Consider the following 17,446-nt stretch of genomic DNA (forward strand, 5'->3'; position numbering starts at 1 on the left):
TCATCGCCGCCATGAAACTGCACCTCCTGCGCTACTTCGCCGTGCTGGCCGAGGAACTGCACTTCGGCCGGGCCGCCGAGCGGCTGGCCATCACGCAGCCGCCGCTCAGTTCGGGCATCAAGGCGCTGGAGGACGAACTGGGCGTGCGGCTGTTCGAGCGCACCAGCAAGCAGGTGGCGCTCACGCCCGCCGGCCACGCCTACTTGGCCGAAGTGCGCGTGGCGCTCGACCGCGTGGCCCGCGCCGGCGAGACGGCCCGCGCCGTGGCCGCGGGGCAGCGCGGCCGGCTGGACATCGGCTTCACCGGCTCCATGGTGTACCGCGACATGCCCGCCATCGTGCGCGCCTTCGGCGAGCGCGCGCCGGGCATCGAGGTCAACCTGCGCGAGATGTCCTCGGGCGAGCAGCTCGAAGCCCTGCTGCACCGGCAGTTGCATGCCGGCTTCATCAATGCCAGCGTCGTGCCCACGCCCCTGCGCAGCCTGCCGCTGGCCGAGGACCATTTCGTGGCCTGCCTGCCGCAGGACCACACACTGGCGGGCCAGGCAGAAGTCGACCTGCGAAGCCTCGCCGACGAGACCTTCGTGATGTTCGCGCGCGACGTGGCGCCGGCCAACCACGACAACGTCATCGCCCTCTTCCACCGTGCCGGCATCCACCCCCACACGCGCCATGCCACCCGGCAGTGGCTCACCGTGGTGGCACTGGTGGCCATGCGCATGGGCGTGGCCCTGGTGCCGGCCTCGATGGCGCAGGCGGCCGTCCAGGGGGTGCGGTTCGTGCCGATTGCCCGTCTGCACCACCCCACGGTGGGTGTGCTGGCGTGGCATGGAGAAGCAGTGACCCCGGCGCTGCAAACCTTTCTGGACGTGGCCGCAACCGCAGCCCGGAGCAGCCCCCGGCCGGAAAACCCGGGCCGCTGATGGCCGGGCCCCACGGCGAGAGGAAGGCAAGCGGGCCCGCGAGCAAAGCACCGCCGCCGTGCAGCCCTCTTCAGCGGCTCTTCAGCAGGAACCGGCGGTGCAGCGGCTGCAGCGGGCGGGCATTGAACGGGTAGACGCGCTCGAACGCATCGATCTGCGCCGCGGAGACCTGCAGGGGCGCGCTCAGGACCACCCAGTCCACGGTTTCGGTGCAAGGCGGGGTGGTGAGCGATCCTTCGTAGCGGAAGAAGCGGCGGTGCTTTTGTGGCGGAAGAAAGTCGCTGGCCTTGATCGAAGCATGGGCCACCGCCTGGGTCTGGCCCTTGTCCCGGGGCATGGCATCGAGCACCCGCTGGAACACGGGGTTGCTCTTGCCCGTTTCGAAGAAGATCCCCAGCACGCCCAGCGTTCCGTCGGGGCCCTGGTGAACGATGTGCGCCTCCATTGGAAAGCGCCGGCCATTCAGCAGATGCTCGCTGGGGTGGTGGAAATGGATCTGCAGCGCCTCGTACTGGCGGCCACCGGTGCGCATCGTGCCGCCGCCGGGAAGGTCGAGCTGGATGGAGTGCCCGGTGTTGCGCACCGCCATCGGCACCGAACGGTAGTTCAGCAGCAAGGGCCCCAGATCGGCCGCGACCGCCTGCCGAAGGTCGACGGGGCTGTTTTGCTGCCCACTGCCGCACAGCGCGTTTTCCTTGGCCAGGTCCGCCCAATGCTCGGCGCCTGCAGGGCCGGTGTAGCCCCATTCATGGCCGTCGTGCGGCGCGGTCTCGTGCGACTCGACCGGCGCTGCAGCGGGCAGCTCCGGGGTCTGCGCCCCAGAGGCGGCGGCCCACACCGCGGCAACGCACAGGCAAAGGGGCCGGATCCGGCGAAGAAGCGAGGGCAAGGCAGTGGGTGAGGGCATTTTTCGCCTCCATGGAACGAGGAAGGGGCGGGCCGGGCGACAGGCCAGCGAACGACGCCCGCCTGGCGGCGGCCCGCATCGCGGCAAAAACTGCGAGTCACTCATATTACCTATTAATACATTTTTATAGAACAACAGCGGCGGCGGCGTGGCCGGCATGCAGCGTTCTTACAATTCAGCCATGCAACAGATTACCTATACCCGCGGACAGAAGCTACCCGACATCCTGGCCCGCCGCATCGCCATCCTCGACGGCGCCATGGGCACCATGATCCAGCGCTTCAAGCTGGGCGAGGCCCAGTACCGCGGCGAGGGCTACAGCGGCCCGGACGGCGCGGGCGACCGGTTCAAGGACTTTCCGCGTGACGTGAAGGGCAACAACGAGCTGCTGAGCCTCACACGCCCCGACGTGATCCGCGACATCCACGAGCGCTATCTGGCCGCCGGCGCGGACCTGATCGAGACCAACACCTTCGGCGCCACGACCATCGCGCAGGAGGACTACAAGATGGCCGATCTCGCGCGCGAGATGAACCTGAAATCGGCGCAGCTGGCCCGTGCCGCCTGCGACAAATACTCAACGCCCGACAAGCCCCGCTTCGTGGCCGGCGCCCTGGGCCCCACGCCCAAGACGGCCAGCATCAGCCCCGACGTGAACGACCCGGGCGCACGCAACGTCGATTTCGAGCAATTGCGCGCGGCCTACTACGAGCAGACCGAGGCCCTGGTCGAAGGCGGCTCCGACGTGCTGCTGGTCGAGACCATCTTCGACACGCTCAACGCCAAGGCGGCCCTCTTCGCCATCGACGAGTTCTTCGAGAAAAGCGGCGAGCGCCTGCCGCTCATCATCAGCGGCACGGTGACCGACGCCTCCGGCAGGATTCTCTCGGGCCAGACGGTGACGGCCTTCTGGCACAGCGTGCGCCACGCCCGCCCGCTGGCCATCGGCCTGAACTGCGCTTTGGGCGCCACCTTGATGCGCCCCTACATCCAGGAGCTGAACCGGGTGGCGGAAGACACCTTCATCAGCTGCTACCCCAATGCGGGCCTGCCCAACCCGATGAGCGACACGGGGTTCGACGAGACGCCCGAGGTCACCAGCCGGCTGGTGCATGAATTCGCCGCCGAAGGGCTGGTCAACATCGTGGGCGGCTGCTGCGGAACCACGCCGGACCACATCGCGGCCATCGGCCAGGCCGTGGCGCCCGTGCCGGCACGCAAGCTGTTCTACCCCGAGGCCGCCTGATCCCAATGGGGCCGGATCGGCCCCATTCGAAGCCCCTGGCCCCGGCACGGGCCGCGGCCACCACCGGGCGATGCAAGACACGCCGCTTTCCTACCGGGCGGCCGCGTGTTCGCCCTTACGATCCGCCGTCCTCACTCCGATGGGCTACCGTGCGGTCTTTGCGCATCCAACTGCTTCTTTTCTGGGCCTTTCTGCTGGCCGCCTGTGCCCTGGTCGCGGCCATCATCGTGGTGCTCTACCAGACGGGCTCGGGCGCCCAGGTGGCGTCCAGCCGGGCACGCGCCACGCAGGCCTGCGAGGACATCGCCAGGCGCTACGCCAAGTCGGTGCCCACCGTGCCGGCCGACAGCCCCCAGACCGACCTGCTGCGCGTGCTGCTGCACGTGGTGCTGCTGGAAGTGCCGCAGGTGGAAGGCGGCGTGTGGCGCGCCGGCAGCGGCATGCTGGCCTACGCCTACCCCACCTATGAAGGCAGCGGCGTCAAGATCGACGTGCCGGCCGCCGAGCAGCCGCTCATCGTCGAGTTGGCCAAGCAGGCCGGCAGCACCGGCCAGCCCATCGTGAATCTGGTGCGCGGCAGCCGCGAGGTGCTGGTGGTCGCGGCCTGCCCCCTGGCCGCGCACCCCGGCACCGCGGTGTGGACCATGACACGCGCCCACGCCGGCGCCATCGCCGCACAGGACACCCTGCGCACCGGCATCGCGGTGCTGGCGCTGCTGGTGGTGGGATCGGGTGCCTGGCTGGGCTGGATGCTGCTGCGCGGCCTGCGCCAGGTGCGGCGCCTGGAAGGCGCGCTGGCGCAGGCCCAGGGCGACGCCGTGCCGCACCTGGAGCGCACCGGCATCCGCGAGCTGGACCGCATCGTCGACGGCTTCAACGCGTTCGGCACCCGCCTGGAAGACGCCCGGGCACGGCTGAAGGAGGCCCTGGCCCAGCGCCACCGCGACCTGCGCCTGACCGCCCTGGGCCGCATGACGGCCTCGGTCGCGCACGAGATCCGCAACCCCATCGCCGCCATGCGCCTGAAGGCGGACAACGCCCTGGCCGCGCCGCCGGCCCGCCATGCCGACGCGCTGGCGTCCATCGTCACGCAGATCGACCGTTTGGAGGGCCTGGTGCAAAGCCTGCTCTCGCTGGTGCAGCCGCTCAACCTCAGCCCCTGCACCGTGCCGCTCGGCCCCTGGCTGCAGGAACGGCTGGACACCGCCCGCCCGGGTTCGCAAGCCCGCGGCGTGCGGCTGGCGCTGCGCGGCGAGGCGCCCGCCGACGCCGTGTTCGACCCCGTGCACGCGGCGCGCGCCATCGACAACCTGCTGGACAACGCCGTGCGCCATGCGCCGGCCGGCGGCGAGGCCGTGCTGTCGGCGCAGGTGGATGCGGCGCGCACCCTGTGCACGCTGACGGTGGAGGACGACGGCCCCGGCGTGCCCGAAGACCTGCGGGCACAACTGTTCGAGCCCTTCGCCACCGGCCGCGCCGACGGCAACGGCCTGGGGCTGGCCCTGGCGCGCGAAGTGGCGCTGGCCCATGGCGGCGACCTGCACTACGCGCCCCGCGAGGGCGGCGGCGCCCGTTTCATCCTGGAGCTGCCATGGCGCGCCTCTTAGTCGTCGATGACGACGCGGCCTTCCGCGAATCGCTGGTCGAAACCCTGCAGAGCCTGGGCCACGAAGTGCACGGCGCCGGTGGCGGGGCCGAGGCGCTGCGCCGGGTGGAGAGCCACCGCTACAGCGCCATCTTCCTGGACCAGCGCATGCCCGGCATGGACGGGCTGCAAACGCTGGAGGCGCTGGCCGCGCGCATGGCCCGGCTGCCGCCCGTGCTGGTGCTCACCGCCTACGCCAGCGGCTCGGGCACCATCGAGGCCATGCGCCTGGGGGCGTTCGACCACCTGACCAAGCCCGTGAGCCGCGCGGCGGTCGTGGAGGTGCTGGAGCGCGCCCTGCGCTCCGAGGCCGACGCCGGTGCCACGGCCGCTGCGCCCGCACCGCCGCCCGATGCGCAAGAGGACGGCGAACTCATCGGCATCAGCGAAGCCATGCGCGAGGTGCACAAGCGCATCGGCATGGCCGCCGCGAGCGACGCCCCAGTGCTGATCGAGGGCGAGACCGGCACCGGCAAGGAGCTGGTGGCGCGGGCCCTGCACCGGCATTCCACGCGCGCGGCGGGTCCGTTCGTGGCGGTGAACTGCGCGGCGATTCCGAAGGAACTGCTGGAAAGCGAGCTGTTCGGCCATGTGAAGGGCGCCTTCACCGGCGCGGCCACCGAGCGGCCCGGGTGCTTTCGCGCAGCCGATGGCGGGGTGCTGCTGCTCGACGAGATCGGTGACATGGCGCCGGAGGTGCAGGCCAAGCTGCTGCGCGCGCTGCAGGAGGGCGAAGTCACGCCGTTGGGCAGCCACCGGCCCGTGAAGGTGAACGTGCGCGTGCTGGCCGCCACGCACCGCGACCTCGCGGCGGCCGTGCACGAAGGGCGGTTTCGCGAAGACCTGCGCTACCGGCTGGATGTGCTGCACATCGTGCTGCCGCCGCTGCGCGAGCGCCTGGCCGACATCGTGCCGCTGGCCGAGCATTTCCTGCGCGGCGCCGCGGCGCCACAACCCGCCAAACGGCTGTCGGCTGGCGCGGCGCGTGCGCTGCTGGACCACGCCTGGCCGGGCAACGTGCGCGAACTGCGCAATGCCATGGAGCGCTGCCATGCCCTGCAGCGCGGCCCGGTGGTGGGGGCCGCCGACCTGGGGCTGCAGCCATCGCCAACCCCGCCCGATGACCCCGGCCACAGCCACCGCGCCGGGGCGGGCGACGCCTTGCCCGCCGCCTGGCTGGAGGGATCGCTGCCCCAGGCCATCGAGCAGTTGGAGCGGCGGATGCTGGCACACGCGCTCGCGCAGGCCCAGGGCAACCGCTCGCTCGCGGCCCGGCGGTTGGGCATTCACCGCCAGTTGCTCTACAGCAAGCTCACGCAATACGGCATCGAATGACCGCCGGCCTGTCGCAAAAGCAGACAACCTGTCGCCGTTCCACCCACTGCGCGTGGTCACCATCGCACGCAAGTGATTGATTCATAAGGAATTCAGCCTTGGCACGCGTCTTGAGTGAGAAAGCGCACCACCACTCGAAAGGATGACTTTCATGACGCTCCACCCCTTGCTCCGCACCAGCCTGATGGCCGCCGCCCTCGCCGCCGCCAGCGCCCACGCACAGCTGCCCCCACCCCCGCCCGGCGGGCCGGGCCCCCTGGCCCAGGCCCCTGCCGCCGAGCAGTCCGCGACCGCGAGCGGCCGGCTGCAGCGCTGGCTGCCCAACCCGAACGGCGAAGCGGACGGCCTGCTGCTGCAGGACGGCACGCAGATCGCCTTCCCGCCCCACCTGTCGGAGTCCCTCACCGCGTGGCTGCGCCCCGGCGACCCGTTGGAAGTGACCGGCTGGCACCGTCCCGATGCCCCCGTGCTGCGCGCCGAGACCTTCCAGTCGCAGGGCCGCACGGTGCAGGACACGCCGCCCACCCCCGGCCAGCGCCCCCCGCCCCCCCCGCGCGAAGCCCTGACAGCCCTGCAGGCCAATGGCCGCGTGGCCCAGGTGCTGTTCAACAGCCGCGGCGATGCGCATGGCCTGCTGCTGGAAGACGGCGTCGTCGTGCGCTTTCCGCCCCACATGGGCACGTCGGTCGCGGCGCTGCTCAAGCCCGGCGCCACCGTTGCGGTGCGCGGCTGGGGCACCCGCAACGCGCTGGGCACCGGCATGGAAGCGGCGCAGATGGGCGCCACGCCGGACACCCTGCAGGACATGCTGGGCGGCCCGATCGGCGCCCCAGCGCTGCGCCCGTAAAGCCGCCGCCCGGCCCGCTTCATACACCCGTTTCTTCTTTCCTCACCCATTCGGAGACACCATGAGCAAACCCCAGGAAATGATCGACGTCTGGTCCCTCGAAGGCCAGTTCCAGCATGCCCTTTACAGCCCGCGCGGCGACGTCGAGGGCGTGATGATCGACGTGGACGGCGTGCCTGCGCAGTTCGTGTTCGGCAAGCACGACGACCGTGCGGCCCAGTCCTTCGAGGCCCTGCGCGCCGGCCAGACGGTGGTCGTCGATGGCACCGTGGCGCCACCGCCTCCCCATGGCGAGGCCGCGCACGAGGTCTATGCGTTCGAGCGGCTGGTGTCCATCGACGGCCAGGCGTTCGCGCCGGACGACGCACCGCGCGAGGTGAAAGGCCATGTGGCGCGCCTGCACCACGCCCGGCACGGCGAGCCCAACGGCGTGGTGCTGGACACGGGTGATTTCATCCACACGCGACCCGACGGCTTTGCCCGGCTGCACCTGAAGCCGGGCGATGCGGTGACGGCCGAGGGCCCCGCACGGCCCTTGCGCGGCAGCACCGGTGCCCACGTGATCGAGGCGCACACCGTCAACGGCCACGCCGTGCCGGGCAAACCCGCCAAGCCGTAACGCCATGACCGCCGCGCACACCGCCCCCGGCGCGCTTTCCGCGCCCACCCCGGCCGTACCGCCGCCCGCCCGCACGGGCGTTGCGGCCGGGGCTTCCCTGACCGCCCTGGCCTGGATGGCGTTCTTCATGGCGGACGTGCGCGACGGGCTCGGTCCGTTCCTCGCCACCTACCTGCAGACCCAGCGCATCGACCAGACGATGATCGGCATCGTGCTGTCTGCCGGGGGGCTGGCCGCCATGGCGGCCACGCCGCTGGCCGGCGCCCTCGCGGACCGTACGCGCGCCAAGCGGGCGCTGGTGGCGGTCTGCGCGCTGGCGGTGCTGGGCGCCAGCGCCGTCGCCTTCCTGACCCGGTCGCCCAGCCTGCTCGTGCTGTCGCAGGTGCTCACCGGCGCTGCCGGCGCCGTGCTGGCGGCCGCACTGGCCGCGCTTACGCTCGGGCTGGCGCGCAGCGCCGGCCTGCGCCACCAGACCGGCCGCAACGAGGCCTACAGCCATGCCGGCAACATCGTGTCCGCGCTGGGGGCCGCGGCCTTTGCGCACTGGATGGGCGCGCCCTGGATGCTCGTCGTCATGACCGCCATGGCCGTGGGTGCGCTGGCGTGCCTGCGGGCGATCCGGCCGGGCGACATCGACCATGTGGCTGCGCGCGGCGCCGAAGCCGACGGTGCCAAGCCTGCTCTCTCCTCCCACCCCGAAGCCGTGGCACCCGAAGGTTTTCGCGCGTTTCTGGGCCACCGCGCGCTGTGGTGCTTCGGGCTGGCCTGTGCGCTCTTTCATCTGGGCAATGCGTCCATGCTGCCGCTGCTCAACCAGCGGCTCGCCGCCACGGTGCCCGACTCCTCCCCGCTGCTGTGGACGGGCGTTGCCATCGTGGTCGCCCAACTCACCATGGTGCCGGTGGCCCTGTGGGTGTCGCGCAGCCGGCGGTGGGACCTGCAGGTGTTCGTCTACATCGCCATCCTGGCGCTCCCCGTGCGGGGCGTCATCGCCTGGGCCATCCCCGATGCCTGGGCCAACATTCCGGTGCAGGTGCTCGATGGTCTGGCGGCCGGCGCGCTGGGCGTGGCCACTCCGCTGATGGTGGAACGGTACGTGCGCGGCAGCGGCCGCTACAACACCGCGCTGGGGCTGGTGATGACGCTGCAAGGCGTGGGCGCAGCACTGAGCCCCGCCGTTGCCAACAGCGTGGTCGGAGCGCAGGGGCATTTCGGCCTCGCGTTCGCCGTGCTGGCGGGATGTGCGGTGCTGGCCTTGCCCGTCTTCTGGCTGGCGCAGCGGGCTGCCGGCCACAGCGGCCCGGCGCCTGCACAACCGCCGGCCTTGCCTGCCTGAGCAGAAAGGCCACGCCACACCTTTTCGGTTGACGCCTGAGGGCCCGCTGCGTTACAACATGTTTCCCGCCGCGTCCTGATTGCTGGTTCCGATTCTCGGGAGCAACCCCATGCGTTGCCTGCCCCGCGGCCTGTCCCAATGAAACTGCAGGGAGCATTCCGCATGGCACGAGGCGAAGGCATCCACGACATCTCCATGGGCGCGCATGACGCCCTGCATGCGATCGGCCGCCGGGCCGACGCCCTCCTGCTGGGCATCGTCGCCCTGGGCTGGGGTATCGCCCTCTGGATCGGCGTGGTACACGGCCGGCCCGGCACCGCCGCGCTCTGGGGCCTGGGGCTGACGGGCCTGGCCGCTCTGGCCTACCTGCTGGCACGCGGCACGCTGCTCAGCCGCCTGGCCATGGTGGTGGCCGGCATGGGCATGGTGGCGCTGCACATCCAGCTCAGCCTGGGCGCCACCGAAATGCACTTCGGCGTCTTCGTGTTCCTGGCCTTCCTGCTGGCCTACCGCGACTGGCGGCCCATCCTCTTCGCGGCGGGGCTGATCGCCGTGCACCACATCGCGTTCGACCGGCTGCAACTGGCGGGGCTGCCGATCTATTGCCTGACCGAGCCCGACTTCGGCCGCATCCTCATCCATGCCAGCTTCGTGGTGGTGCAGACCGCGGTGGAAGTCGCCATCGCCATGCGCACGCGGGCCGATGCCATCGAGTCGGCCGAGCTGCAGCAGCTGTGCCGCCTGCAGCCGAACGGCCAGCTTTCGCTGGACGTGGGCCATGTGGCCGTGCGCAGCGCGGCGGCCCGGGCGCTGCAGGGCGCCTTGGGGCGCCTCAACGGCGTGGTGGCGGACGTGCATCAGGCTGCGGCCGGCCTGGCGTCGGCCTCGGGCGAGATCGCCTCCGGCAACCGCGACCTGAGCCAGCGCACCGAGCGCACCGCCTCACACCTGCAGGAGGCCGCCGCGTCCATGGAGCAGCTGGACGGCGTGGTGCGCCACAGCGTGCAGGAGGCCGTGGCCGCGCGCCGCCTGACGCAGGAGGCCACGCAACTGGCCGAACGATGCGGCGGCGTGGTGACGGAGGTGGTGGCCACCATGGAGGGCATCCATTCCAGCGCCGGCCGCATTGCCGACATCGTGGGCGTGATCGACGGCATCGCCTTCCAGACCAACATATTGGCGCTGAACGCGGCCGTGGAAGCCGCCCGTGCCGGCGAGCAGGGCCGGGGCTTCGCCGTGGTGGCCAGCGAGGTGCGGGCCCTGGCCGGGCGCAGCGCCGAGGCCGCGCGCGAGGTGCGCACGCTGATCGCCGCCTCGGTGGCGCAGGCCGAGCGCGGCAGCACGCTGGCGGCCGACGCGGGCCGCAACATGCAGAACGTGGTCGATTGCGCACGGCGCGCCTCGCAGGTGGTGGGCACCATCAGCACATCGGTCGAAGGCCAGTCCAGCGATCTGGGCCGCGTGAGCACGTCGGTCACCGAACTCGACCACATGACCCAGCAGAACGCCGCGCTGGTCGAACAGTCCTCCGCCGCGGCGGCCAGCCTGCTGGAGCATGCCGGCCGGCTGAAAAGCGTGGTGGAGGGGTTCCAGTTCCAGACGCCGCGCGGCACGCTGGCGGCGCCCGCCTGAGACGGCGGCGCATGCCGCCTCGCGTCAGGCGAGCTTGAGGTACACCGTTCCCTGCTCCACACGGACGGGGTAGCTGCGCAGGCCCTGGGTGAGCGGCGCGCACAGCGCGCTGCCGTCCCGCACGTCGAAGCGGCCCTGATGCAGCGGGCACTCGATTTCGTGCCCCTCCAGGAAACCGTCGCACAGCCGCGCATTGCCGTGCGTGCACAGGTTGTCGGTGGCGAACACCTCGCCATCCACGGTGTAGAGCGCCACGTCGCGTCCCTCGACGGTCACGCCCACCACGTCGTCCTCGGGCAGGTCGGCGCGCGCGGTCGCCTCGGTCCATCCGGTGTCGATTGCTGGCATGGTGTGTCTCCTCTCAGATGGGGTAGATGATGGAATTCGGGATCATTTCGCTGTCGTAGATGCACTCCTTGCGGGCGAAGCGCAGGCCTTCGGGCGTGCGCACCACCACGTCCAGGTAGCGCCCGACGTTGAACACCGTGGAAGGCTCCGAGAGCTTGGTGCGAAAGACGGCGTAGTTCGCCTCGCACGCCCAGCGGCCCTCCCCGGCCCGGCGAACGATCGGCGCGCCGATCACGTGGCGCTGGTAATACGGGTCGTGGAACAGCGTCTCGCGGATGCCGTAGACGCGGTCCTTGAGCATGCCCTGGCTGTCGAACGACAGCGTGGCCAGCGGCAGGCCGCGCTCGTGGTTCTCGCGCGGCTGCAGGCGGTAGAGGCAGTCTTCGGTGAAGAAGCCGGGCCACCGGTCCCACTGCGCTGCGTCGAGCGCGGCGGCGTAGTCGGCATAGAGCTGCTGCAGGGCGAAGTAGTCGGCGAATTCGATCGCGGTGGATTGGGCGTCCATGGTTCAGTCCTCCTTTTCCATCACGCCGCGCCAGTACTCGTACATGCCGCGGATCAGCGTCTCGGTGACCATGTGGTCGGTGTCTCCTACCTCCCGGCCGCCCAGCTCCACCAGCGCACGATGGAAAGGTTTTTGCTCGAAGCCCTGTTGCGAGAACTCGATCACCTCGCCATCGTCGGCCGAGACGAAGCCCGCCGGCCCGAACAGGTTGGCCTGGCGCAGGCGGCGCTCGGTCATCTCGTCGGTGTCGTCCTCGAAGCCGAAATGCGTCCATTCGAAATCGAAGGCATCGTGCCCCACGGGCTGGATGTGGCGCGTGGAGACACTGTTGACCTGCTGCTGCAGGATCACGCTGGGGAACAGCGTGGTCATCACCGCCGTGGGCCCGCCCCACCAGGGCTCGGGCACGATGTCGAGAAAGCGCGGGTCTTCCAGCTGCATGCCGGCCTTGAAGCTGGAGACGTTGGACACGTCGGACTGCTTCTTGGCCTCGCCGCGCGTGGACACCATGGCCGCGTGGCGGTGGCGCGCATCCATCTTCAGCTCCGACTTGTTGTCAGCCCGCCAGAGCCCGAAGGTCACGAACCAGGTGTGCAGCAGGCCGGGGTGGTAGGGGTCCTTGATGTTCTCCTGCATCAGCTTCCAGTTGCCCGGAATGCGCTGGCGGTTGTAGCCCAGGATCTTGAGCTTGCGGCCGTTGAACAGGCGGTCGAAGTAACCCAGGATCACCGGCCCGAGGAAATCCTCCAGCGACTCCACGCCGTGGTCGAACGAGGCGAAGACCACGCCGCCGCGCGTGGCCACCTTGAGCCGTGTCAGGCCGTTTTCCTCCAGCTTGAAATCCGCCGGCATCCCGCCGTGGACCTTGCCGTCCTGCTTGACACCGCGCCGGAAAGGCACGCCCTGCAGCGCGCCGTCGAGCTTGTAGTTCCACTGGTGGTAGGGGCAGACGAACTCCTTGCGGTTGCCATGGCGCTCCCGGCAAAACCGCATGCCGCGGTGCGCGCACACGTTCTCCACCACGTGCAGTTGCAGGTCCTCGCCACGCACCAGGATGACCGAGCGCTCGCCGATGGCCGTGCGCTTGAAGTCGCCCGGGTTCGGCACCTCGGCCTCCAGGCCCACGTAGCACCAGTGGCCGCGGTAGAAGAACCGCTCCAGTTCGCGGCGGTAGATGTCCTCGCTGGTGTAGGCCGCGAAGGGCACGCGGTGCGTGCCGGGGCTTTCCCAGGTCGGATGCAATGGGAAGACGGGATGGGGCGTACTCATGGCGTTGTCTCCTTGGGGCTTGTGATGGGGCGTTGCGAATCAAGAGAAGGAAGGGCGCGCAGGGAGGGGCACTGGCCCCTGCCTCACGGCGTGCTGGCGTAGAAGGCATCCGCGTAGAGGTGCTCGGCGGCGACGCCACGCTGGCGCGCCAGCAGCGACACGGCCTCCACCATGGGCGGCGATCCGCACAGGTAGGCGCGCCAGCCTTCCAGCGTGGGCCAGTCCTGCGCGATCGCGTCGGTGACCAGGCCCGTGCGCTGGCCCGGCGCCGCATCGGCCGCGGCCACCACGGCATGCACCTGCAATTGCGGATGGCGCTGCTGCAGATCTTTCAACCACGGCAGGCCGTAGACATCGCGCGCTGATCGGGCGCCGGCATAGACGTGGATGGGGTTGGGCATGCCCGACTCCAGCGCACCACGCACGATGGAGAGGATGGGCGCCAGCCCCGTGCCACCCGCCACGCAGAGCATGGGACCTTCGTACTTGCGGCGCAGGTAGGCAGAACCCAGCGGCCCGCTCACGCGCACCGCATCGCCCACGGCCAGCAGGTTAGCCACATGGGTGGACACCTGACCGCCCTCGACCAGCCGCACGTGGAATTCGAGTTCGTCATCGTGCGGCAACCCGGCCATCGAATACGGCCGCACCAGGCCCGGGCCGAACTGCAACTGCGCGTACTGCCCCGGCGAGAAGTCCAGCGGCTTGGCCGGCTTGAGGCGCAGGCGGCGGATGTCGTGCGTGAGCGTTTCCACCGCCGTCACCGTGGCCTTGAGCGTGCGGGCGGTGTGCACAACCACCTCGTCGGGCTCGGGGATCTCGATGGTGCAGGACTCGCTCAGCACCGTCTGGCAGGCCATCACGTATTGCCCCTCGCCACCGCCCAGCGGCGGCATGCGCAGCGCCTGGCCCGCATCGATCACCTCGCCCGAGAGCACCTTGCAGCGGCAGGTGCCGCAGCGCCCGGCCATGCAGCTGTAGGAAACGGGAATCTGGTGCTCGCGCAGCACTTCCAGCAGGTTGGCGCCCGGCGCCACGGGCAGCACGCGGCCCAGCGGCTCGATATGCAGTTCCATCGGGTTGTCTCATTCACTGTCGTTGTTATGGCCCCGATCATTCCTGTGATCCGATAATCAGCCAATAGAATGGCGTGAATACACCGCATCACCCTGATGAATAAAGGTGCCCCGTGGAACTGGAAGACATCGATCTGAATTTGCTGGTGGTCTTTCAGCAGCTGCTGGTGACGCGCAAGGTATCGCAGGCCGCGGAAAACCTCGGCCTGACGCAACCCGCGGTGAGCAACGCGCTGGCGCGGCTGCGCCGCCTGCTGGGCGACGAGCTTTTTTTGCGCACGGCCCAGGGCATGCAGCCCACGCCCTATGCCGACCAGTTGGCGGAGTCGGTGTCGTACGCGCTGGCCATGATCCACGGCGCCCTCAACCACAAGCTGGGGTTCGATCCCGCCACCAGCCGGCGCGTGTTCAAGGTAGGCATGACGGACATCGGCGAGATCTATTTCCTGCCCCGCCTGCTGGAGCGGCTGGCCCAGGTGGCACCGGGCGTACGCCTGACCACCGTGCGCAATTCAGCCACCGACCTGAAGGACGCCATGGAAGCCGGCAAAGTGGACCTGGCCGTTGGCCTGCTGCCGCAGCTCAAGGCCGGCTTCTTCCAGCGCCGGCTGTTCCGCCAGCCCTACGTGTGCCTGTTCCGCGAAGGCCACCCGCTGCACAAGCGCCGCAGCATCGCACTGGCGGATTTTTCCAAGGCGGAGCACGTGGTGGTCGTCTCCGAAGGCACGGGCCACGGCAAGGTGGACGAACTGCTGGAGCGCATGGGCGTGGCCCGCGACGTGCGGCTCACCGTGCCGCATTTCGTCGCCATCGGCCACATCCTGCAGGCCACGCAAATGGTCGCCACCGTGCCCGAGAAAATGGCCCAGAGCATGGCCGAGCCTTTCGGTCTGGCCTATGTTCCCCACCCGGCCAAGCTGCCACAGGTGGCGATCAATCTGTTCTGGCATACGAAGTACCACCGGGATCCGGGGAACCAGTGGCTGCGGGGGGTGTTGGTGGAGATGTTTGCGGAAGGGGAGTGAGGGTGTGCATGGCATGTCTGCATGACTTAGCCACCACGTTTCCCGACATATTGCTGCGGCGACGCTTGTCTGCCTGGAGCAGAGCGGCGCGATGTCGCCTACAGGCTGAAAGCCGCCATTCGACAGTGACGGCCGAATCGGCAGCTCCCGCATGAGAGCAGTCGATGAGATCGCCATCACGTCGCTCATCGATTCTCACAACGAGAGGGGGTGTTGACAGGAACTTGGTGGAGATCTGTATCAGGCTGTGGGCTTGCATATCATCCTGCCCAGAGAACTCGGTGACGTTTTGTCGCCGCAGGCTCATCAATAGCGTGAAGTCCACTAACACGTGAGGGAGAAGAAATGGCCCATCTACTCAATGTCAAAGAAGAAATACGCGCAAACGTCGCACGCAACTCATTAGCGGGGGAAGTCTGCAACGCGCTCGATGGCCTTTTCACGATCGAGTTTTTCAAGACGCATGCCGCAAATGGCAAGAATCACGTAGTGCTGCACTGCAAGCCTACTAGGACTATTTCCGATTCCCTTCTATTGGATCGCGAGGTGCTCGGGTTGGCAATCAATGTCAAGGAGCTTCAGGTTCGTACGCTGCACGCCGCACGGGATCTAATTGCGGAGAGCGCAGGGCGTCTCGATCCTGCGTTCATGATCATCGTCCACGCAGACGCCTCGGGAGATGAAAAGCTCCGTAACTGGGGACGCGAGTTGGGATACAAGATCATTCCCATTTTTCGCCCATCCGCCGGAGCAATCCCACCGACGGAATCACTTCGCCGGAACCTCGCTCGTGATCTGTTTGCTTACGACCCGTTTTCGCTAACCGGTCCGGTGCTCTCCGATACGGACTTTTTTGGCCGCCGAAATACAGCTATTGAGACGCTGCGACAGCTTCAGAGCGGTCGAATCATCTCAATCTTTGGAGTTCGGAAACTTGGGAAAACCTCCCTGATAAATCGAATCGTTGCAGCGGCGCGGGAAAGTGGCGATCCCAGGGTCGCCATGATTGACTGCTCTGTTGATGGCTTCAATAAGCTGTCCGCAGGAGATGCACTTAAGGCCATCGCGAAAGTGGCGAAGATGGCCTCCACACGCGGCTACGCACACATCACAGAGGCCCTAAAGCGCAGCGATAAGGAATTGGTTCCGGTTTTCGACGACCTATGGTCTACGAAAGACCCTAAACCGTTGGCATTGATCTTTGACGAGATTGACTACATTACTCCCGCATCGCCCACACGACCCATTTGGCGACAGGAATTCAACCAATTCTGGCGGGAATTTAGGGTTGTCTATCAAGAAGCGCAGCGCATGGGATTTCCTCTTTCAGTACTGGTATCCGGTGTGTCGTCTCAAGCTTTTAGAGTGGAAAGTTTCGACGGCATTGAGAATTCCGTTCTCCACTTCGTACCTGAGGGCTATCTCGCGCCGTTCGCCCGCCACTCTTCAAAACAGATGATTAAGGATCTGTGCAAAAGATGCGGATTGGTCTTGGCGGACCAGGATCAAGATCTTGTGGCCGAGACTTGCGCCGATTTTCCCTATTGGATTCGACTTGCAGGGTCGTACTTGCATCACGCTGTGGATATCCAGGGGCGACCTCGCACACTTGAGACCGAGCTAGTGGCAAGCCTGCTCAAAGACTTTGTAGACGCGGAAGGCGTCGATGTAGCCAAGGTAGCTCTTGAGGATCTGCGACGAAAGACTGCGGAGCCAATCGAATTGTTGAAACGGGCCGCGGCAACTACGCATCTCCCGCTCATTGAAGGAAAACTTCTTCTTAGATATGGCCTTGCTACCCAAACGCCCGCTGGCGTGTCCGTCACAAGTGCCATGATCAAGGCCGGGCTTTCCGCCCTTGGAGATGTCGACCCTCAAGCACAACGGTCACTCGAACTTGAGGATGCGAGCACCACGCTAGCGCTGGCGCCTCAAGAGTGGGCAGAGGAACTCTCTGTTATTAACAGAAGGCGAAACTTAATGGAACGCAAGCTTCGAGAGTTCATCCATTTCTCGCTGAAGTTTGCGGCCAAGGCTGGAGAAAACTGGGTAGATGCGGTTCTCAGAGCTCTTCCCGAGAAGCAGCGAATCGAACTAGCGTCTTTGTCCGGAGACGCGCTGTTAAACAAGTTGTATTGGCGCGAACTTGGTGTGGTCATACTGAAACATTGGCCGCACTTCGAGAAAGTTCTTGGCGACAAGCGCCGGTTTGAATCGGCGATGGACCTTCTCAATGATCGCCCTGATGCCCACGCAAAGGCTGTAGACGCGGCAGACATTGCCTTGCATCGCCGAGAACTTCAATGGCTCGAAGAACGACTGGCGTAGCTGCAAGTCGACGACGCTGCACGCCACACCAGACAGTCTGCAACGGTCGATGGTGTCGGCCGGATTCTGACCGCGGCGGTCCTATGAGACAGACATTGCCAATCACGGTTATCGCTGCAGACCAGCCTGCCCATGTGAAGGGCCGGATCTAGGCTGACTGCTACCGTTTGCAACAGGCCCGCCACTGATAGCTATCCACAAAAAGCCGCCGCGCGCCACTTATTCATTGAAGGGCGGCACGTGCTGCACAGCCGTCCTTAACGACGGCAGCTTCAGGCTGGTTGCGGTCAGTCGCTAAGGCCTTGGCGAACGGTGGCTCCCGCTGCCAAGCAGTCTTTCAAAAGCGATCACCGACGTATCGGAGCCTCCCCCCGATACGCCTTGTCCACCGGCTCACCCGAACCA

The 17,446-nt window shown here is 67.6% G+C and carries 15 protein-coding genes; 10 read left to right on the plus strand and 5 right to left on the minus strand.

Annotated features, from left to right (window positions below):
- Positions 1 to 11 precede the first annotated feature (11 nt).
- On the plus strand, positions 12 to 923 hold the full coding sequence (locus AVAK2825_RS04595) for a LysR family transcriptional regulator (RefSeq protein WP_284394715.1): 912 nt from the start codon (positions 12 to 14) through the stop codon (positions 921 to 923).
- A 70-nt stretch (positions 924 to 993) separates the two neighbouring features.
- Here AVAK2825_RS04595 and AVAK2825_RS04600 read toward each other — a convergent pair whose 3' ends face one another.
- Positions 994 to 1,830 (minus strand): carbonic anhydrase, encoded by an 837-nt coding sequence (locus AVAK2825_RS04600; protein ID WP_284394716.1) that lies wholly within the window; start codon positions 1,828 to 1,830, stop codon positions 994 to 996.
- A gap of 181 nt (positions 1,831 to 2,011) precedes the next feature.
- Between AVAK2825_RS04600 and AVAK2825_RS04605 the strand changes: the two genes are divergently transcribed.
- The 7 genes from AVAK2825_RS04605 to AVAK2825_RS04635 all read left to right on the plus strand — a co-directional run bounded on the left by AVAK2825_RS04605 (position 2,012) and on the right by AVAK2825_RS04635 (position 10,490).
- Positions 2,012 to 3,076 (plus strand): homocysteine S-methyltransferase family protein, encoded by a 1,065-nt coding sequence (locus AVAK2825_RS04605; RefSeq protein WP_284394717.1) that lies wholly within the window; start codon positions 2,012 to 2,014, stop codon positions 3,074 to 3,076.
- A gap of 149 nt (positions 3,077 to 3,225) precedes the next feature.
- A complete protein-coding gene (locus AVAK2825_RS04610; protein ID WP_284394718.1) occupies positions 3,226 to 4,683 on the plus strand; it encodes a sensor histidine kinase in 1,458 nt (485 codons plus the stop codon).
- Positions 4,668 to 6,056 carry a sigma-54-dependent transcriptional regulator gene (locus AVAK2825_RS04615; RefSeq protein WP_284394719.1) on the plus strand — a complete coding sequence of 463 codons (1,389 nt, stop codon included), beginning with the start codon at positions 4,668 to 4,670 and terminating at the stop codon, positions 6,054 to 6,056. Before AVAK2825_RS04610 ends, AVAK2825_RS04615 begins: the two co-directional genes overlap by 16 nt.
- 151 nt (positions 6,057 to 6,207) lie before the next feature.
- Entirely contained in the window at positions 6,208 to 6,903 is a 696-nt protein-coding gene (locus tag AVAK2825_RS04620) for a hypothetical protein (RefSeq protein WP_284394720.1), read from the plus strand.
- A 61-nt stretch (positions 6,904 to 6,964) separates the two neighbouring features.
- Positions 6,965 to 7,522 (plus strand): hypothetical protein, encoded by a 558-nt coding sequence (locus tag AVAK2825_RS04625; protein WP_284394721.1) that lies wholly within the window; start codon positions 6,965 to 6,967, stop codon positions 7,520 to 7,522.
- A 4-nt stretch (positions 7,523 to 7,526) separates the two neighbouring features.
- Entirely contained in the window at positions 7,527 to 8,858 is a 1,332-nt protein-coding gene (locus AVAK2825_RS04630; RefSeq protein WP_284394722.1) for an MFS transporter, read from the plus strand.
- 162 nt (positions 8,859 to 9,020) lie between these two features.
- Complete coding sequence (locus AVAK2825_RS04635) at positions 9,021 to 10,490, plus strand: methyl-accepting chemotaxis protein (RefSeq protein ID WP_284394723.1); 1,470 nt, start codon at positions 9,021 to 9,023, stop codon at positions 10,488 to 10,490.
- A 24-nt stretch (positions 10,491 to 10,514) separates the two neighbouring features.
- On the opposite strand, the gene AVAK2825_RS04640 is transcribed toward AVAK2825_RS04635, so the two are convergent.
- From AVAK2825_RS04640 to AVAK2825_RS04655, 4 genes are all read right to left on the minus strand, one after another.
- Entirely contained in the window at positions 10,515 to 10,838 is a 324-nt protein-coding gene (locus tag AVAK2825_RS04640) for a non-heme iron oxygenase ferredoxin subunit (RefSeq protein WP_272566083.1), read from the minus strand.
- Between the two features lie 13 nt (positions 10,839 to 10,851).
- Entirely contained in the window at positions 10,852 to 11,343 is a 492-nt protein-coding gene (locus AVAK2825_RS04645) for an aromatic-ring-hydroxylating dioxygenase subunit beta (RefSeq protein ID WP_272566084.1), read from the minus strand.
- Between the two features lie 3 nt (positions 11,344 to 11,346).
- The gene (locus tag AVAK2825_RS04650; protein WP_284394724.1) at positions 11,347 to 12,612 is read right to left on the minus strand and encodes an aromatic ring-hydroxylating dioxygenase subunit alpha; all 1,266 of its coding nucleotides are present in this window, start codon (positions 12,610 to 12,612) and stop codon (positions 11,347 to 11,349) included.
- Between the two features lie 83 nt (positions 12,613 to 12,695).
- Positions 12,696 to 13,688, minus strand: coding sequence for a 2Fe-2S iron-sulfur cluster-binding protein (locus tag AVAK2825_RS04655; protein ID WP_284394725.1), 993 nt, complete (start codon positions 13,686 to 13,688; stop codon positions 12,696 to 12,698).
- Positions 13,689 to 13,801: 113 nt separating this feature from the next.
- On the opposite strand from AVAK2825_RS04655, the gene AVAK2825_RS04660 reads away from it, so the two are divergent.
- Together AVAK2825_RS04660 and AVAK2825_RS04665 are read left to right on the plus strand one after the other, a co-directional pair.
- Complete coding sequence (locus tag AVAK2825_RS04660) at positions 13,802 to 14,713, plus strand: LysR family transcriptional regulator (protein WP_284394726.1); 912 nt, start codon at positions 13,802 to 13,804, stop codon at positions 14,711 to 14,713.
- A 345-nt stretch (positions 14,714 to 15,058) separates the two neighbouring features.
- Complete coding sequence (locus AVAK2825_RS04665) at positions 15,059 to 17,041, plus strand: P-loop NTPase family protein (RefSeq protein ID WP_284394727.1); 1,983 nt, start codon at positions 15,059 to 15,061, stop codon at positions 17,039 to 17,041.
- Positions 17,042 to 17,446: the final 405 nt, after the last annotated feature.

This window comes from Acidovorax sp. SUPP2825 (genome assembly GCF_030158995.1).
GTDB lineage: Bacteria > Pseudomonadota > Gammaproteobacteria > Burkholderiales > Burkholderiaceae_C > Paracidovorax.